17 protein-coding genes and 1 tRNA gene are annotated in these 19,046 nt (G+C 35.7%); 15 read left to right on the top strand and 3 right to left on the bottom strand.

Features of this window, described 5'->3' with window-relative positions; genetic code table 11:
- Positions 1–3: 3 nt before the first annotated feature.
- The 5 genes from DW114_RS12595 to DW114_RS12575 all read left to right on the top strand — a co-directional run bounded on the left by DW114_RS12595 (position 4) and on the right by DW114_RS12575 (position 6,336).
- Entirely contained in the window at positions 4–1,305 is a 1,302-nt protein-coding gene (locus DW114_RS12595; RefSeq protein ID WP_117454114.1) for a GHKL domain-containing protein, read from the top strand.
- Positions 1,298–3,163 (top strand): ATP-binding cassette domain-containing protein, encoded by a 1,866-nt coding sequence (locus DW114_RS12590; protein WP_117454113.1) that lies wholly within the window; start codon positions 1,298–1,300, stop codon positions 3,161–3,163. Before DW114_RS12595 ends, DW114_RS12590 begins: the two co-directional genes overlap by 8 nt.
- Positions 3,164–3,409: 246 nt before the next feature.
- On the top strand, positions 3,410–5,287 hold the full coding sequence (locus DW114_RS12585; RefSeq protein WP_117454112.1) for a YgiQ family radical SAM protein: 1,878 nt from the start codon (positions 3,410–3,412) through the stop codon (positions 5,285–5,287).
- Positions 5,284–5,634 (top strand): CidA/LrgA family protein, encoded by a 351-nt coding sequence (locus tag DW114_RS12580; protein WP_117454111.1) that lies wholly within the window; start codon positions 5,284–5,286, stop codon positions 5,632–5,634. Before DW114_RS12585 ends, DW114_RS12580 begins: the two co-directional genes overlap by 4 nt.
- Positions 5,635–6,336, top strand: a complete 702-nt coding sequence (locus DW114_RS12575) for an LrgB family protein (protein ID WP_117454110.1) — start codon at positions 5,635–5,637, stop codon at positions 6,334–6,336.
- A 30-nt stretch (positions 6,337–6,366) separates the two neighbouring features.
- Here the strand turns inward: DW114_RS12575 and DW114_RS12570 are convergent, their stop codons facing one another.
- Positions 6,367–7,758 (bottom strand): peptidoglycan-binding protein, encoded by a 1,392-nt coding sequence (locus DW114_RS12570; RefSeq protein ID WP_117454109.1) that lies wholly within the window; start codon positions 7,756–7,758, stop codon positions 6,367–6,369.
- Between the two features lie 358 nt (positions 7,759–8,116).
- On the opposite strand from DW114_RS12570, the gene DW114_RS12565 reads away from it, so the two are divergent.
- From DW114_RS12565 to DW114_RS12550, 4 genes are all read left to right on the top strand, one after another.
- A complete protein-coding gene (locus DW114_RS12565; RefSeq protein ID WP_158552259.1) occupies positions 8,117–8,563 on the top strand; it encodes a MarR family winged helix-turn-helix transcriptional regulator in 447 nt (148 codons plus the stop codon).
- Positions 8,547–10,418, top strand: coding sequence for an ATP-dependent zinc metalloprotease FtsH (gene ftsH / locus DW114_RS12560; RefSeq protein WP_117454107.1), 1,872 nt, complete (start codon positions 8,547–8,549; stop codon positions 10,416–10,418). Before DW114_RS12565 ends, ftsH begins: the two co-directional genes overlap by 17 nt.
- A 94-nt stretch (positions 10,419–10,512) precedes the next feature.
- Positions 10,513–11,496, top strand: a complete 984-nt coding sequence (locus DW114_RS12555) for a zinc dependent phospholipase C family protein (protein WP_117454106.1) — start codon at positions 10,513–10,515, stop codon at positions 11,494–11,496.
- A 28-nt stretch (positions 11,497–11,524) separates the two neighbouring features.
- The gene (locus tag DW114_RS12550) at positions 11,525–12,475 is read left to right on the top strand and encodes a dipeptidase (RefSeq protein ID WP_117454105.1); all 951 of its coding nucleotides are present in this window, start codon (positions 11,525–11,527) and stop codon (positions 12,473–12,475) included.
- 3 nt (positions 12,476–12,478) lie between these two features.
- Here the strand turns inward: DW114_RS12550 and DW114_RS12545 are convergent, their stop codons facing one another.
- Positions 12,479–12,892 (bottom strand): DUF1893 domain-containing protein, encoded by a 414-nt coding sequence (locus DW114_RS12545; protein WP_117454104.1) that lies wholly within the window; start codon positions 12,890–12,892, stop codon positions 12,479–12,481.
- A 158-nt stretch (positions 12,893–13,050) separates the two neighbouring features.
- On the opposite strand from DW114_RS12545, the gene hpf reads away from it, so the two are divergent.
- From hpf to DW114_RS12525, 4 genes are all read left to right on the top strand, one after another.
- Complete coding sequence (gene hpf, locus DW114_RS12540) at positions 13,051–13,590, top strand: ribosome hibernation-promoting factor, HPF/YfiA family (RefSeq protein WP_117454103.1); 540 nt, start codon at positions 13,051–13,053, stop codon at positions 13,588–13,590.
- 252 nt (positions 13,591–13,842) lie between these two features.
- Complete coding sequence (locus tag DW114_RS12535) at positions 13,843–15,426, top strand: ATP-binding cassette domain-containing protein (RefSeq protein WP_117454102.1); 1,584 nt, start codon at positions 13,843–13,845, stop codon at positions 15,424–15,426.
- 25 nt (positions 15,427–15,451) lie between these two features.
- Complete coding sequence (locus DW114_RS12530) at positions 15,452–16,009, top strand: DNA-3-methyladenine glycosylase I (RefSeq protein WP_117454101.1); 558 nt, start codon at positions 15,452–15,454, stop codon at positions 16,007–16,009.
- 311 nt (positions 16,010–16,320) lie between these two features.
- Positions 16,321–16,397: transfer RNA gene (locus DW114_RS12525), tRNA-Arg, on the top strand.
- A gap of 72 nt (positions 16,398–16,469) precedes the next feature.
- Here DW114_RS12525 and DW114_RS12520 read toward each other — a convergent pair.
- Complete coding sequence (locus tag DW114_RS12520; protein ID WP_117454100.1) at positions 16,470–16,769, bottom strand: hypothetical protein; 300 nt, start codon at positions 16,767–16,769, stop codon at positions 16,470–16,472.
- A gap of 211 nt (positions 16,770–16,980) precedes the next feature.
- On the opposite strand from DW114_RS12520, the gene DW114_RS12515 reads away from it, so the two are divergent.
- Together DW114_RS12515 and tig are read left to right on the top strand one after the other, a co-directional pair.
- Positions 16,981–17,709, top strand: a complete 729-nt coding sequence (locus tag DW114_RS12515; protein WP_117454099.1) for a hypothetical protein — start codon at positions 16,981–16,983, stop codon at positions 17,707–17,709.
- A gap of 25 nt (positions 17,710–17,734) precedes the next feature.
- Positions 17,735–19,012, top strand: a complete 1,278-nt coding sequence (gene tig / locus DW114_RS12510) for a trigger factor (protein WP_117454098.1) — start codon at positions 17,735–17,737, stop codon at positions 19,010–19,012.
- Positions 19,013–19,046: the final 34 nt, after the last annotated feature.

Raw genomic sequence — 19,046 nt, 5'->3', positions numbered from 1 at the left:
TACATGTTTGACATAGGAATAACAATCATAGAAAATGCAATATATGCATTTATTACGTTTAGCTTAATTAATATAAAAGCAAAAAAAGAATGCCCATTCTTCTTATTGCTATGGGGAACATTAACTGTTTTAACCCTGGTTTCTAATCATTTAGAGGCTTATGATATTTTACTTGAACCGCTTACGATATTGATGATATGCGTGTTATCGTCGATTTTCTCATATAATCGAAAATCATATATATTAATGATATCCATTGTTCCATCCATCATCAATAACGTGATTGTGACAGTAAGTGTTTTTATGATCTCATTTGTTTTAAGACGACCAGCTATTACTATATTATCTGAATATTATGTTTTAGTTGCGTGTCTTACGAAAAGTGTATTTTTAATTTTAGGTATTCTGATTTACCATTATAGAGATTCCATTATTAAATTTTCAGACTATCGTTTTAAAGAATGGTGGCCAATGATTGTATTAAGTTATGGCATACTGTTTTCATTTAATATCTTGTTTTCTGTTTTGATAAATCAAAGTATTCGTCTTGAATATACAATGTTTATGATATTTATCAATATGATTACTGCCTTTATGGTACTCATCATGTTTTATAATTTACAAAAAAGCAGTAAAGAAAAGTATGATGATAAGTTGAAACTTGCTTTGTTTCATAATGATATGGAAGCATATAAACAGATGCAGGAATTAGAAGAAGCAATCAGAAAATCTAGGCATGATGAAAAATATCGATATTCCTATATGTATCAACTGGTGGAACAAGGGGATATCGAAACGTTAATAAAAGTATTAAAAGAGAGAGTAGATGAGGTAAATACATGGAAGTATTATCGTTTTAGTAATCAGACGATATTCAATATGGTGTTAAATGAGCGTATCGCAAAGATGGAAGATTTGAAAATTCAATTTGATTATGATATACGTGTACCTGAAACGCTTGCGATGGAGGAGATGGATTTATATCGTATCTTATCTAATTTGATGGATAATGCGATAGAAAATTGTAGTGGGGAAAAGCGAATTGTTATGAAAGCATGGATTGTACAAAATGCTTTGCGTGTAGTCATTAAAAATACGATAGATCAAAGTGTGTTACAGGATAATCCTGATCTGAAAACAAAGAAAGAAGATATAAAACATCATGGACATGGATTGGATAATACAAGAAAAATTGCTGAGTTATATATGGGCAGTTTATTGGTAGAAGAAGATGATGGGTATTTTGTGAGTGATGTAATATGTTGTTTAAGGGCAATTGCCGGGGAGGAAGAGATGGATGATTAAGTTAAATAATATAGAGATAAGTTATGATCGGGTGTTATTAGAAAATGGCAGTATGCAAATACCAGATAAAACACTGACATTAATTACCGGATTGAGTGGTACAGGGAAGAGTACATTATTATATCGTGTTGGAATGATATCTGATCAATGCGATTATGGGTATGAAATCAATGGAAAAACGATTGATTTAAGAGATGAAAAATGTAAGAGTCAATATCGAAGATTGCATTTTGGATATGTAATGCAGGATGCCAGTCTTTATGAACAATATGATGTATTAGGAAATTTGAAGTTGTATGCTTCTTTTGCGGGGAAGGAAAAAAGTGAGGAAGCTTATTTGCATTTGTTGTCGCTTGTGCATTTACAGGTTCCAATGCATCAAAGTATTGAAACATTATCTGGTGGAGAACGGCAGCGATTAGCAATTGCTTGCGCATTATGTAAAGATCCGGAAGTATTGATACTAGATGAACCAACGAGTGCCCTAGATAAAAAGAATGAAACAATCGTATTGGAAGTATTGAAACAGTTAGCACATGAAGAAGGTAAGTGCATCGTGATGGCAAGCCATAGTGCACTAGCCAAGGAATATGCAGATCAGATTTATTCAATTAAAGAGAAAAAACTGATATGTGAAAAGCAGTATCAGGGGACAAGTATTACATGGAAAGATGACAAACAGAAGCTTTCTTTATCTTTTTTCACAAACTATATCCGTTATTTCTTTCAAAAATATAAAAGTTTGAATGTTATGATGATTACTGCCATGATTTTGTGTATGATGGCATCTACCTTATCGCTTGGCTTTATTGACGCACATGCGAAATCCAGTTATGAGGCATTGGAAAGACTGACGGATAAACAGTTGTTTATCACTGATGATAAGAGTCAGATGTATATGAATGGGGAATTACCTGTGATGAAGGACATGGAAAAGCTGAAGCTGGAAGATGGGGATAGTCTATATCCATATCATAAGATGATGATTTCTGTGAATGGTATGTGGGTAAGTGTGGTTCCTTATTTTGATGGACAGGATTTTAGTGATAAGATGTTAAGAAAAATGGATTTAGGGGATAATCAGGGTGTGTATTTTTCTCATCAGCTGTATGTGGATATGAAAGATATGGCATTTGTGGATAATCAATTTGACGCAAGTGGTGTGGTATTTGATATTCAAGATGGGGAAGATATGGGGCATCCCTTTGAAAAAAGCTTCCTTGTGAAAGGGGTATTGGATAAAAATATTCATTGTCCATACTTAAAAGATGAGAAAAGTTTTATTTATATGTATTATAAAGAAATCGATGCATTGTATCAAAAGTATAGCTCACAAAAGGATACACGAGGATATATTTTATGTTCAAATAATTTACAGTCGTTAATGAAGGATAAAGATGAGGCAAAAGCTTTAGGGTTTGGGGTAAATGAAGGACAGGTCAATCTGGATGCATTAAATACTTTAGCACATACAACGCAGAACTTACGTTTTCTTGTGTTAGGTGGTTTTTTGATTGTATTCATTTTGATGTTGAGTGCTTTACAGATCAATTATTTCTATAAACGGAAGCGAGAATTTGCATTATTGAGCGTAAATGGGCTGGCTCATCGTGATTTGCATAAATTATCATTGATGGAAATTGTAGGAAAGATTTTGTTGTCCTTGATTATTTCGATGATTGTCAGTGGCATCGTGTGGATGGTTTTATCAGTTAGTGGACTTATGAAATTAGAAATTGATGGAATCGCACAATTGATTTTCTATGTGATCTTATTTGTTATTGTTGTTTTGGTAACGATGATATATAGCGTTATATTCTTTCGCAAGAATCAGCCAGAAAATATTTTAAGAAATTAATATAAATTGTTGACAAAGGCTAACTTTTGGTATATAGTATGTTTGAAGTTAGATTTAACTAACATGAGAGCTTGCATAAACATTCCTTTCTCAAAATGTAATCCTCTTTAAACCTTTCATAACTTTACAACCAACAAGATTATCTGACTTCTTAAATTGGAACGTATTTCCTCATGCGTTCCTTTTTCTTTTTTCTTTTTCAAATGGCAAACTTATGGTAAACTAATACTGATTGGAGTTGAGAATATGGCTTTTTTACCTACAACAAGAGAAGAAATGCTGCAACAGGGCTATGAACAGGTGGATTTTGTATATGTGAGTGGGGATGCGTATGTGGATCATCCAAGCTTTGGATGTGCAATTATCACCAGAGTCTTGCAGGCATATGGATATAGCTGTGCCATTCTTGCACAGCCTGACTGGCATAACGACGATGAATTTACACAATTTGGAGAACCAAGACTTGGCTTTTTGGTATCTGCTGGAAATATTGATTCTATGGTGAATCATTATTCTGTTAATAAAAGACGACGTGATAAAGATTACTACAGTGATGAGGGGGTTATGGGAAAACGACCAGATCGTCCTACCATTGTATATACACAGATATTGAAACGTTTATATCCGCATAAGCCGGTTATGATTGGTGGAATCGAGGCCAGCTTGCGACGTTTATCTCATTATGATTATTGGGATGATAAAGTAAGAAGAAGTATTTTAATGGATTCTCAAGCCGATTTATTGATGTATGGCATGGGAGAAAACACCATCGTGGAAGTCGCAGATGCTTTGGCAAGTGGATTAGAGGCAAAGGATATTTGTTATATCAGAGGTACCGTATGGAAAACAAAATCCATTGAATATGTATCAGATTATATCATGCTGCCAAGTTATGAGGAAGTATGTAAAGATAAGCGTACGTATGCGAAAAGCTTTCATATCCAGCATGAAAATATTGATGCGATTGCAGCAAAGGTATTGGTAGAACCATATGATGGATGGTATGTGGTACAAAATCAACCACCACTTCCATTGACACAGGAAGAAATGGACTTTACGTATTCACTGCCATATGAAAGAACGTATCATCCTAAATATAAATACATACCAGCAATTGAAGAAGTACAGTTTTCCATTGTATCAAATCGAGGCTGTTTTGGATCTTGTGCCTTCTGTGCAATTACCCATCATCAAGGTAGAGTCATTTCTACCAGAAGTAAGGAAAGTATTGTGGAGGAAGCAAAACGGATTACGGAAATGCCTAACTTTAAGGGATATATTCATGATGTGGGAGGGCCTACTGCCAATTTCTCAAGAGAGGCATGTGACAAACAAAGAGAATTTGGCGCATGTAAAAGCAGAGAATGTTTATTCCCGAAACCATGTAATAACCTGATTGTTGATCATAGCCGTTATTTGGATATCCTTCGTGCTGTAAGAGAGCTGCCTAGGGTGAAGAAAGTATTTATTCGTTCAGGTATTCGTTATGATTATCTGATGTATGATAAAAATGATGAGTTCTTTGATGAACTGGTACAGCATCATATCAGTGGACAGTTAAAGGTTGCCCCTGAACATATCAGTGCGGAAGTATTGGATAAAATGGGAAAACCACGTAAAGAATTGTATTTGAAATTCGTTGAAAAATTTAAACAGAAGAATGAACAGTTCCATAAGGATCAATATATCGTGCCATATCTGATGAGTTCCCATCCAGGATGTGATTTAAATGGTGCGATTGAATTAGCGTGCTACCTGAAAAAAATTCATCATACCCCAAAACAGGTACAGGATTTCTATCCAACGCCGGGAACACCGGCGACTTGCATGTATTATACTGGACTTGATCCTAAAACAATGAAACCGGTCTATGTGGCAAGAACACATGAAGAAAAAGCCATGCAAAGAGCATTGATGCAGTTTACTTATCCTCAAAATTATGATTTAGTATATAAAGCATTAAAAACAGCTGGTCGTATGGATCTGGTGGGCAATGGGCCTAAATGTCTGATTCCATATCAGAAACCAGGGCATTTTCCATCCAGACGTGATCAAGGTAAGCGATATGGTCAGAAGCCATATGCGAAAAAGGGGAATGAGCGTAAAGGAATGAAGAAACGATGAAATATTTTCGTCAGTTGATTATCGTTTTTGGCTTTTACTATGGAGGAGAATGGATATCTACCTTGTTTCATTTACCATTACCAGGCTCACTTGTAGGTATGATCTTATTGTTTTGTGCTTTACAGTTACATATACTGCCATTATCTTCAGTGGAAGATACTGCTGATTTTTTACTTGCGCACCTGCCATTTTTCTTTATTCCCGCTGGGGTTGCGCTAATGGCGAATTTTATGCATATCCAAAGCATCTGGTTTCAAATCCTTTTGGTATGTTTGATCACAACGATTCTTACCATGGGGTGCAGTGGATTTTGTATACAAAAGCTGATGGAAAGGAAGCGTGATTAAATGAAGGCGTTATTTACTTCGCCAATGTTTGGCATTCTGTTATCCTTAGTGGCTTTTGAAATTGGTCTGTGGATTCAGAAGAAAACCAAATTATTGGTATTGAATCCTTTATTGCTGGCAATTACAATGATTATCGTTTTACTATTGCTTTGTGATATTCCTTTATCATCTTATCAGGTGGGTGGAAATATGATCAATATGTTTTTAGGACCAGCAACGGTAGTATTGGCAATCCCATTATATCGTCAGGCACATAATCTGAAATACTATTTTGCGCCAATCATGATTGGCATCTGTGCAGGAGTTGTCTGTGGCTTAACTTCTACTTTGTTATGTAGTATGCTTATGGGCTTTGATCGTGAAATTATTGCCAGTATCATGCCAAAATCCATTACTACACCAATTGGAATTGAATTAAGCGCACAGCTTGGCGGTATTGAGGCAGTAAGCGTATTAACGATTCTGGTAACGGGGATTATGGGAGCAGTTGTCGCAGATATGGTATTTCGTATTTTCCATATCGATCATCCTATTGCCAAAGGAGTAGCACTTGGAACAAGTGCCCATGCAATTGGCACAACCAAGGCATTATCTCTTGGTCATATCGAAGGTGCCATGAGTTCTTTAGCGATTGGTGTCAGTGGATTGATCACAGTATTTTGTGCACCGGTTGTATGGGATATGATACAAGCTTTTCTATAACAGTAAAACAGGTCCATGTGACCTGTTTTTTTAAATGCGTATTACTTCCTGATATACCTGATGAAGCAGTGTCCATGTGAAATGATCAACGACACCATCTTTTCTCAGGCCTAAAAGATCTTGAAATGCAAGGACACATTGATGCGTTGCTACGCCAAAGCAGGCATCAGCGTCAATAAAAGGAATGGAGGAGTAAAAATTAGAAATGGTTTGTAAGCGATTTTGTATGAGTAAGACAGAGGCTCCACTAGCGCCAAGGGTTAGTGGTTTTTTAGGAAAAGGAGGCATTCCCTGTGTCGTAAAGATGCCCGCTTCGATCTTGGAGGCAGTGGTAAACAACAAGTTCCATGTGTTTTGATCAATTATGCCATCCCCATGTATTTGGAATAGCTCTTGAAATACTTTGATTGCATTTACACATCGATCATGCATGATACCATCCACAAGGATGTTTGGTATGGCTGGATACATGGAAGCGACTGTATTGATTGCACGCTGTATCATACAGACTGTTTTCATGTCCTGTAGGCTGTCAGGATAATCCATTGGTTGATTTTGAGGATCTATTAATTCTAAAATACGTGTACAGACAGATATTAGATTTGTCTGCGTTGTTGAATCAAGGAGGCCACTCACCTGTGTATGGCTTAATTTTTGAAACGCAATGATCGCATCTTTGGTTTCATTATCAAAGATATGTGTGACACGAAGTGGTGGCAGTTCTTCATAAAAATTCGCAAGAAAGGAAAGGCAGGTTTGTAGATCCCCCATGATATTTCCCTGTGTGCCATACTCTTGAATGGAAGAAATCTTTAGATGCTTATGATAGATAATATCTTCCATTGATCGAATAGAAGAATGAAAGCTATCATCTACAGGCAGGATCCATTCATTTTGATGTTTCTCTAATATATCCATTAAGAGCTTGTCCACAATATCATAAGACAGCTGAATGGACGCATGCAGGAAGGAGCATGTTTCATCTATCACATAAATTTGATCCTGTATGCTATCCTTTGCGGCAGCTTGTTGAAATGTAGTAAACAACAATTCACTGATTGTTGTTTTAAGGATATCTAAAGGCCAGGTAGGATTCACGTTCGCATTTGCGATGCTTTTTAGATATGATGTTCCATCAAGATACACGCGTTGATGATTTCTTTTGAAAGCAACATAAGCCGGAAATGTGAATTTCTTGATTTGCCATGGCTGCATGTTACATGGCTTTTTTTCCATAGACGAAATAATCTTCAGCTTTATGTTTGTTTCATCACTTAACAAAGGGCGCAAGGAAACTTTTAAGCAGGCATGTATATGATCAAAGATTTCGATATTTTCTATCTGTATTTTTTGATAGCCCTGCTTTGTGATCTCGACAGCATAATGTTTGATTTCCTCATCCACATACAAGGGAATATCCATTGTTTCCCCATGTTCATCTGTTAAAAAGAAATCTTCATAGGCTACAATATCAGCTTGTTTACGATAGATACGAACATTGACATCAGGGATATAAAGACCAATACGATGAATGCCTGTGATAATTTTTAAATAACCTGTAGCGATAATTTCACCCCCTACATTACCTTATGTCAAACGCCTGTTTTCGCTTGGGAATATGCCTAAGTGCGTTATGGCTTTTGTTGTTTATGTGAATTATGGGATAAACTTATAGAATTATGTAAACTTTCATGGTTAGGTTGACGAAATGTTTATTTAGCATTACTATTCTTGTGTAAATATTTCACGCATGAAATATTTTGGTAAAAGAAGGTGTAACATGCAAGAGAATGAAGTAGTTATACGCCTGTTGAGAAACATAATGTGTAATCTGTCTACGATCATGAATCATTATTATGAACCATATGGAATCACAGGGGTACAATGTCAGGTGATGATGGAAATCGCAGAAAATGGTGGAGAGATACGTACAAGTGAACTTGCGAAGCATTTACAGATGGGGAATTCCAATTTATCTGCCATCATCAAACGGATGGAACGCCATGATCTTTTGATCAGAAGAAGAAATCCTATGGATGAGCGAATCGTGATGGTATCACTTAGTGAAAAATCCAAACACTGTATGGCAGAAATGCAAAAAGATCTACATCGCCATTTTGACTTGTTAGCACCATTAAAACAACAAGAAAAGGATGATATCATAAAATGTTTACAAATGCTGAATCAGGCAATCGTAGGAGGTGTACAACATGAAGAACACAAATAAGAAAAAGCGACCTTTATATTTTTATTACTTTATCATATTGATCGTGATATTGGTTGGTAATTACCTTTTGAGTAATTATATGTATGATAAACATATGGAAAGTGTTAGTTATGATCAGTTTTTAACTGCCATTGATGAAAAGAAAATAGATAAGGTCAATATAGGTGATGAAGATATTACCTATACCATCAAAGGTGAAGAAAAAAAGGCTTATCAGACGGAAACCATGGAAAATGATACAACGTTAATAGATAAACTGCATCAGGCAGGTGCTACTTTCACAAGAGAGCATGCCAAGGAAATGAATCCATGGCTGTATCTGTTTCTAACAGTCGTAGCCCCATTATTACTATTGTGGTGGCTGGGTAATCGTACCTTTAAGAAAATGCAGGAAAAGATGGGCGGCGATTCCATGAGCTTTGGTGGAGGCGGCTTTGGCAACTTTGGAAAAAGCGATGCAAAGGTCTATGTAAAAAGCCAGAGTGGAAAGACTTTTGAAGATGTAGCTGGTCAGGAAGAAGCAAAAGAAGCTTTACAGGAAATGGTGGAATTCTTAAAGAATCCGGAAAAATATAAAAAAATCGGTGCACAGATGCCGAAAGGTGCTTTATTAGTAGGTCCTCCAGGAACCGGGAAAACATTATTAGCAAAAGCGGTTGCTGGAGAAGCAAATGTTCCATTCTTTTCTATCAGCGGCTCAGAATTCGTGGAAATGTTTGTAGGACGTGGGGCAGCACGTGTGCGTGATTTATTCAAACAGGCCAGAGAAAAAGCGCCATGTATTGTCTTTATTGATGAAGTGGATACAATTGGTAAAAAACGTGACGGTGCAGGATATGGTGGCAATGATGAACGTGAACAGACATTAAATCAGCTGCTTGCGGAAATGGATGGGTTTGATGGATCTACCGGCGTTATCATTTTAGCCGCAACCAATCGTCCTGAATCCTTAGATCAGGCATTATTAAGACCTGGAAGATTTGATCGTCGTATACCGGTAGAATTACCAGATTTAGCAGGACGAGAAGCAATATTAGCCGTACATGCGAAAGATGTGCGTATAAGCAAGAATGTAGATTTAAGAGGTATCGCCAGAGCAACAGCTGGTGCCAGTGGGGCAGAGCTTGCCAATATCATTAATGAAGCCGCATTGCTTGCGGTAAAGGATAACCGTACACAGGTCATTCAAAAAGATTTAGAAGAAGCTGTAGAAACGGTAATCGCTGGTTATCAGCGTAAGAATGCAGTGATTTCCACTAAAGAAAAATTGATTGTATCTTATCATGAAATTGGTCATGCACTGGTAGCCGCAAAATCAAAAAATAGTATGCCAGTAACCAAAATCACGATTGTGCCAAGAACCAGTGGTGCCCTTGGATATACAATGCAGGTACCAGAAGATGAATCTAATCTGATTACCAAAGAAGAAGCGTTCACAAAGATCGTTACATATTGTGGTGGTCGTGCAGCAGAAGACTTGATCTTCCATTCCATTACCAGTGGTGCTGCCAATGATATTGAACAGGCAACCAAGGTTGCACGTAGTATGATTACACGACTTGGTATGAGTGATGAATTCGGTATGACAGCACTGGAAACCATCAATAATAAATATCTGGGTGGAGATGCTTCCCTTGCGTGCAGTGATCAAACAGCAACCAAGATTGATGAAGAAGTTGTCAAACTGATTAAAGAAGCTTACGCCAATGCGTATAAGATATTAGAAGAAAATAAAGACAAATTACATGAGCTTGCGAAATTCCTGTATGAAAGAGAAACCATTACAGGAGAGCAGTTTATGGAAATATTAAACCGTAAGCCATTATTGGAAACACAAGAAAATAAAGAATGCTAAAAAAGGTGCATACAGCGCCTTTTCGTTTTTTGACGTTGCCACTTACCTTTGAAGAATGATATAATAGCCATAAAAGAACTAGGAGGAATTTCATATGCCAAATATTATCACACATAAAATTTTTGCAGAAGAAGTCTTGAAAAAAATATCAAAAAAGGATATTGAAGATATTATCGAGCGTTATCATCAGATTTATTATATTGGAAGCAATGGACCGGATTTTTTATTCTTTCAACATGCGAAACCATGGGAAGCAATGAAAAGTCATACCTTGAATCGTTTAGGAAGTGCCATGCATGCAGGAAAAGTCAATGCCTTTTATGAAGTTGCTATTCGCGAAGTTAAACGACAGAAAAATGTTGAAGTAAAAGAAATGATGATGGCATATCTGTTTGGGCATTTATGCCACTGGGCATTAGATAAAACCACTCATCCATATATCTTTTATCGTACCGGCAATTGTAAAGGTGTCAGTGCAGGATATCATCATCGTTTTGAATCCATGATGGATACCATGATGCTGGAAAAATACCATAATATCAATATTAAAGATTATCGAAGCTATGAAATATGTGAATATAACGAAAGTATTTTAAAGGCAATTTCACGTATTTATGTACCCGCCGCAAAAGAAGTGTACCATGTGGAGGTAAAAGTACATGATCTAAGAGAAACCTTGAATTCATGGTATGATGTACAAAAATTACTATATGATCCAAATCATGTGAAATATGCAATATTAAAAGGAATCGAAGGTGTTATTCGTAAACCATGGGCAATTTCTGGCAATATTGTAAAAAGTAAGATAGATGATCGTTATGATGTATTAAATGAAGAAAAACGTGTATGGTATCATCCTTGTGATGATCATATCAGTTCAAATGAAAGTTTTTTGGAATTATTTGATAAAGGCATTTTCACTGCCATTTCTGTCATAGAAAAAGCCTATGGCTGTATCGAATATGATGCGGGTATAGATGGTGTGATGGATATTTTACAGGATCAAGCATATGATACTGGTATGGCACAGGGAAAGCAGATGCAGTTCTTTGATATCATATATGAAGAAAAAGCATAAATGTTCCCGTGAAAAATGGAGGTAAGTAATGAAACTTTTTGATTTACATGCGGACATTGGATACGATGTCATGGAGGAAAAAACAAAAGGAGATTTTCATGTGGTGAAAAACACCCATGCGAAAAAATTTGATCAGGGGCAAATCGCCTATGTGGCAATGGCAAGTTTCTTTGAAGGCAAAGAAGACTGGACATATATGCAGGATATGATCAAAAGCCTTCGTAAACAGATCGAAGAATGTGTTGATATTGACCTTGTTTTAAGTAAAGAAGATTTATTAAATGACAATGGGCATAAAAAAGCAGTCATGAGTGTGGAAGGTATGTGTGGCATTAAGGATGCACCAAGAGAGAAAATCAGATGGATGTATGAGCAGGGTGTACGAATCGCTTCATTTTGCTGGAATGATGAAAATGCACTGGCAACTGGTGTAAAGGGAACCATAACACGAGGATTAACAGATATGGGAAAAGAAGCACTTGATGAAATGAACAAACTGCATATAATTGTGGATGTATCCCATGCGAATGAAAAAACTTTCTGGGATATCATGAATGCAAACCCATGGCAGGTCATTGCGACACATTCCAACTTGCGTGATTTATGTGATCATCCAAGAAACCTATGGAAAAAACAGGCGCAGGCAATTGCTGCACAAGATGGTGTCATCGGTGTTGTGTGTGCGCCAGGCTTTGTGTCCACAAAAAAAGAGGAACAGGATATTCCTCATCTCGTAGCGCATGTGAAAGCATTAAAAGAATGTATTGGTATCGAGCATATCGCCGTTGGATTTGATTTTATGGATTTTTATGATGACGCGGATATTTATGGGGCCATTACAGATTTATCAAATGCTACACAGGCACAAAACTTTGTAGATGAATTATATCATCAAGGTTTTGATGCATCACAAGTTGAACAAATCTGTTTCAAAAATGCAATTCATGTAGTTTCAAAAGCATATGAAAACCGGCTATAATCATTAGCCGGCTTTTTTCATACTTTCTGCTTTCTTACAAAGGATATGATAAGCTTCTTCTATATCTTCACAAGCCAATACACTTTCTTCCATGGGGCACATCCCTGTCCCACTTCGATTTATAATATAAGGCACAAGTACATCATAACTGATTGGGATATGATGTTGACGAAACATCGTTAAAGCATGTTCACTGATCATACAGGCATGAACTTTTTTAACACCGCCATAAATCATTAACATGGCAGCAGCTTTTCCAATGACTTTATCTACCACGATGCCCTCACGCAGCACCCCCTGCTCAATAAAATGCAGTAAAGGAAGAATACCTTTATTTTTCTCTTTATAAATATGTCCGCAAGAGGAAACAATACAGGTTAATTGTTCCTTTTTTAAAGCTTTTTTCAAATCTTCCAAGGAAATACCTTCTTTCTGGCAAAATTAGTAAAAAAAGGACAATTTTTGACATCGCCCTTACATCAATAGTTTATCACAGTATCGTTTAAAATGAAAGACTGTTTATCTGGAATTTTTTACGTATAATATAGGTATAGAACAACAAGGAGGGATTTTATATGAAAGTCCAAATCTACGGAAAAAATATTACAGTTACTGCGGCAATCGCCGAAAAGATTGAGAAGAAGTTATCTCACTTAGAAAAATACTTCATAATTGATGAAAACGTGGTAGCAAATGTGGTGGTTCGTGTATATCCAAACAAACAGAAAATCGAGGTTACAATTCCTACCAAATATGCAGTATTACGTACTGAAGTTGTGGATGATGATTTATATGCAGCCATCGATAAAGCTATTGATAAATTAGAAGATCAGATTCGTCGTCAAAAGACACGTCTGACAAGAAAGAATAAAGAAAAATTAGCATATGCATTTATTGAAGAAGATTTTGAAGTTGCTGATGATGAAGATGATGATGAAGATGAACTTGTAAAAACAAAATCTATCGTTCCTGATACAATGGAATTAGATGAAGCAATCATGCGTATGGAAATGTTGAATCACAGTTTCTTCATCTATCGTGATGATGAAACTAAAGAAATCGCTGTTGTTTACAAACGTAATGATGGTGGTTATGGTTTGATTGAAACAGAATAAAGAAATAACTAGAAAGTCTGAAAAGGCTTTCTTTTTTTGCGTTGACAAAGTGAGTGAGACTTGTTAGAATGAAAATATAAAGAAAGGAAACCGGTAAAACACATGCAAACTAGATAATTTGATCAACACATGGACAATAAAAGAAAACAAATATGTTTTTTGTCATGCACGGTGAAATTATCTAATGAAATATATATGATAAACATATGTTAATATGATAATTTTTCCCGTCCAGTAAAGGAGGGATTTTTTTTGTTGTTGTGTAAAATCGATCATATCGATAAAACGTTTTCCAATAAGATATTGTTTCAGCATGTTACCTTTGAAATCAGACAACATGACCATATAGGAATTGTAGGAGAAAATGGTTGTGGAAAGACCACTTTATTAAATATCCTGACGAATAAAATAATGCCTGATGAAGGTAAGGTTACCTGGTATGCGACATATCAATACTTTCAACAATTTGATGAACAGCTATATGATGATATCAGTGGTGGAGAAGCACTCAGAAATCGTTTGCAGGAAACGATACAATCAAATGCATTTGTTTACCTATTAGATGAACCAATTAGTAATCTGGACAATGCAGGGATACAAAAGGTATCCTATTTCCTTCATCACTGCGATACTTATGTCATCGTATCACATGATCCTCAATTATTGTCAGAATGTACAAAAATCATCGAGATTTCCCATCATCAAGTACAGATTTATGAAGGAAATTATGAAGCATATCAAATACAAAAGGAAAAACAAAATAAAAAGATACAAGAAGAATATAATACATACATCCAGCAAAAACAGCAAATTGAACATATGATAGATGACAAACGAAAGAAAATGGCAAAGGTATCTAAAAAGCCGAAACATATGTCCCATTCAGAATTTAAGATGCGAGGATATGTCGCTTTACGTACAAGTTTTCAAGGAAAAGAGAAAAAGGCCGCAAAACAAATTAAGGCTTTACAAAAAAGAATCAAGCATATGGAAGTAAAAAACAAACCACATGAAAAGAAAACTGTTCAATTTGATTTATCAAATATACAGCAATTACCATCGAATATCGTTGTATCAGCGCATGATTTTTCATTTGCATATGATCAAAAAATCATATTTCAGCATGCATCTTTTACATTATATAATAGAAGGTGTACCTGTATCTTGGGGGAAAACGGTAGTGGGAAAACAACCTTAATGAACAATATTGCCTCTATGAATGAACAGTTTTGGTATGGAGGACATCCGGTATTTGCGAAACTAGATCAGGATTTTAGAAATTTAGATAAGCAAAGAACACTTTGGGAAAATGCCAAAATGGATTGTGTACAATCAGATCAGGTATTACGCAGAATCTGTGACCAACTACTATTTGATACATATGACTTAAAGAAACAGGTATCACTTTTAAGCGGTGGCGAAAAAATACGCTTATCCATCATAAAATTGCTTGTATCAAATGCAAATGTCCTGCTTTTGGATGAACCAACCAATTATATGGATAGCGATAGTGTTGATGCATTTATTCACGTTGTTAAAGAATATCCAGGATGTATGCTGATAATCACGCATGATGAACGAGTGTTGCGAAAACTTGCTGAGGAATTATGGATATTGAAAAATAAACTAATTTTCATGTTTCAAGGAAATTATGAAGAATATCTCATAGATCAAAAAAATAAAAAGAAAGAAGTAAAAATTGAAAAAAGTATATTGGAAATGCGATTAAGTCATGCGAGTGCTAAACATTATCAAACAAGGGATGATCAAGAAAAAGAAAGACTTGAAAAAGAAATGGAAACCATCATCCAACAGTTAAAACATAGGAATATGTGATATAATTAAAAAAAGTGAGGTTATTATGGAAAAGAAACGATGTAAATGGGCAAGTGATGTACCAGAGATTTATGTAAAATATCATGATGAAGAATGGGGCGTCCCATGTCATGATGATCATCATCTGTTTGAAATGTTGATTTTGGAAGGATTTCAGGCAGGGTTATCATGGTTAACCATTTTAAAGAAACGAGAAGCATTTCGTGAAGCATTTGATCATTTTGATGCAACGATCATCAAAGATTATGATGAAGATAAAATAAAAACATTGATGCAGAATAAAGCAATCGTACGAAACAAAAGAAAGATAGAAGCCGCTAAGATCAATGCGAACGTATTTATACAAATACAGAAAGAATTTGGCAGCTTTGATGCCTATTTATGGCATTTTACAGATAATAAAGTGGTATATGATCATGATGAACCAATACCGACAAGTACGCCTTTGTCTGATGAAATCAGTAATGATTTAAAAAAACGTGGGATGAAGTTTGTTGGAACTACCATCATATATGCCTATCTGCAGGCAATTGGTGTTGTGAATTCTCATGAAAAAGATTGTTTCTTATATCAAAAACATTAGGTGCTGTTTCACAGTGCCTGATTCTTTTATTTGATATACAACCCAGAGTTAACTTTAATACATCCCTTGTGAAACACATAAACTGTTAAAACAAATACTGTCACGCTATGATGAGATTTTGGTGATTGGCAAACATACCATTATTGAAAAGGGAAGTTTTGATGAACTGTATGAACAAAAAGGATATTTCTATTCCTTATATACTATTCAGGGATGAAATAGAAACGAAAAATGAAAAAAATCAAAAAAGTGGTTGAAATTGTTAAGGAAGTTTGCTATTATAATTAGGCGGTAAAACAAAACGCCTAGTTGTCTACATAGCTCAGCTGGATAGAGCACACGCCTTCTAAGCGTGCGGTCGCAGGTTCGAATCCTGCTGTGGACGCCATTTAGAAAATAACTCGACATTGTCGAGTTTTTTCATGCTTGTAAAACCTGCGACAATAAAAAAACAGGAAGATTATTCCTGTACTAATTCTATGATTTCATCTGGATCAAAAGCTTTGATTTTATCTATCATTTTTTGCTGTTCCTGTATCAAAACATCATTTTGATTATGAAAACAGCTACAATGATGTTCAAAGATATCTAATAGCTGAGAAACACGTATGGTTCCATTGATACATTCTACGTTTTTGTTGTTAATGGTAATGTTCCAAAGTCCAATATCATTCAGATATGCAAATCCTAATTCTTGTATAGATAAAGGAACTGCCCCTGCCAGATAACCAGTGTTTCCAAAAATATCCTGCATCTTCATTTTATCACCTCAATTGCCTGTACTTTATCAATTTTAATACACTTTTCTCCTTTTGAAAAGGAACTTTTTTTCCTTTTTAAGAAATCGATTTCGGCAGGAATGTGTGAAAGTATTCAAAAATATCGTGAAAAAAAAGGTTTGTGTACTTTAGAATTGATAAAACCTAGGAAATATGCTATATTAATGTATGTTTAGTCGTAAAGGAGAAGCCATGGATACTTATTATGAAGATATTCTGAAAAAAGTAGAAAATCTGAAGCAGGATGAGGACTATGATGCATGTTTAAAAATCCTGGAAGAAGAGCTTTCTATGCCATATATTCCAAAGGAATATGAAGATCAGCTTGTGGATCACTACAATGAATGTCGTAGTGTCGTTCGCCAGAATCGTAAAGCAAAAGTCTATGATGAGGATGATATAGCCGATCTTTTAAATGGAAGTCTGGATGAAGCATTTCTGGCGATTGAACAATTAAAGAAAAGTAATATTCGTAATCATTTGACAGAGATACAGGAATACCTGAAAAATGAGCCACATTATCTTGTACGCTCCTTTCTCATGGAAGCGATGATGGAACAGAACATTACAGATGAAATCACAGTAATGATCGATGGATTAGAAGTTGTGTTCACGCCATGTTACATCGAAGCAGTGATGGAAAGCGATGGGGTAATCAAAGCGATTGACTACTTACGTGAATGGTTTGAAAATGAAGATCCGACATTCTTGATGATGTGTGTGGAATCTTTGGTCAAGGAAGCTTATTTGAAACTACCTTTCAATGTAGAAGAAGATGAAGCTTTAGCGCTTGCTGTAGCAATTGTATGTTATGTATTTATTGCTAGTGAAAATCGTGAAGGAATGGATGCATTCCTACAGGATAAAAATTTAAAACAGTATGCAGGTTATGAATTATTATTAAATAGGCATGAAATGTAATGCATGATTGTAGGAGGTATGAACAATGAGTTCAACATGGGAATTAAAAGAAAAATCACAAGGTGAATTAAAGACAACAGTAGAAGGCGATGTTTGGCAGAAAGCTCAGAAGAAAGCATTCAAAAAACTTGCTAAGAAAGTGAACCTGCCAGGTTTCCGTCCAGGTCAGGCTCCAGAAGCTTTGGTTAAGAAACACATAAGTTCACAGAATATATTAATGGAAGCTATCGATGAAGTAGCTGGTGAAGCATTAACTGCTGGAATCACAGAACATGATTTAGAGTTGGTTGCTCGTCCATCATTGGATATCGACAGCATCGATGAAGAAAAAGTTACTTTCAAATTCTTAGTAACTGTAAAACCAGAAGTAAAATTAGGACAGTACAAAGGACTTGAAATCGTTAAAGATGACACTACAGTAACTGATGAAGATGTAAATGCTGAAATCACTCGTTTACAGGAAAGATTTGCTGATTTAGTGTTAAAAGAAGAAGGAACAGTTGAAAACGGAGATACTGCTGTTATCGACTTTGAAGGATTTAAAGATGGTGTAGCATTTGAAGGTGGAAAAGCAGAAGCTTATCCATTAGTTATCGGCAGCGGTTCTTTCATCCCAGGATTTGAAGAACAGTTGATCGGTATGAAATCTGAAGAAACAAAAGACATCAACGTAACATTCCCTGAAAACTATCAGGCTGAAGATTTAGCTGGTGCTCCTGTTGTCTTCAAAATAACTGTACATGACATCAAAGCAAAAGAACTTCCAGAAGCAAATGATGAATTGGTAAAACAGGCTGAAATCAAAGATGTTGAAACTTTAGAAGCTTATAAAGAATATTCTCGTAAGAATCTTGAAACAGCGAAAGTACAGCAGTCTGAAAATAAATTCGAAAGCGATATTTTAACTGCAATTACTGAAAATGCAGAAGTTGAAATTCCAGAAGTTATGGTTGAAGAAGAAACTGATAACTTAGTACGTGATTTTGCTCAGCGTTTACAGTCCCAGGGATTCTCTTTGGATCAGTTCAAACAGATCACTGGACAAAGCGATGAATCAATTCGTGAAGAAATGGGTAAAGATGCTTTCAACAAAGTAAAAGTACGTTTGGTATTGGAAGCTATCGCTGCTGAAGAAAAAATTGAAATCAGTGAAGAAGATGTAAATGCAGAAATCGAAAGAATCGCAAACATGTATGGTATGGAAACAGAAAAAGTAAGAAGTCTTGTATCTGCAGATGCTGTTTCTTATGACCTGCGTATTCGCAAAGCATTGGAACTTGTAAAAGAATCAGTAGGCAAGTAATGCAAAAAGACGCAGAACGCGTCTTTTTTGCCCT

Origin of the sequence: Absiella sp. AM09-50 (assembly GCF_003433845.1) — a bacterium.
GTDB classification, from domain to species: Bacteria; Bacillota_I; Bacilli_A; order Erysipelotrichales; family Erysipelotrichaceae; genus Hoskinsella; species Hoskinsella hominis.
The sequence above is the reverse complement of the archived record's forward strand: the minus strand, read 5'-3'. Positions and strand labels throughout refer to the sequence as shown.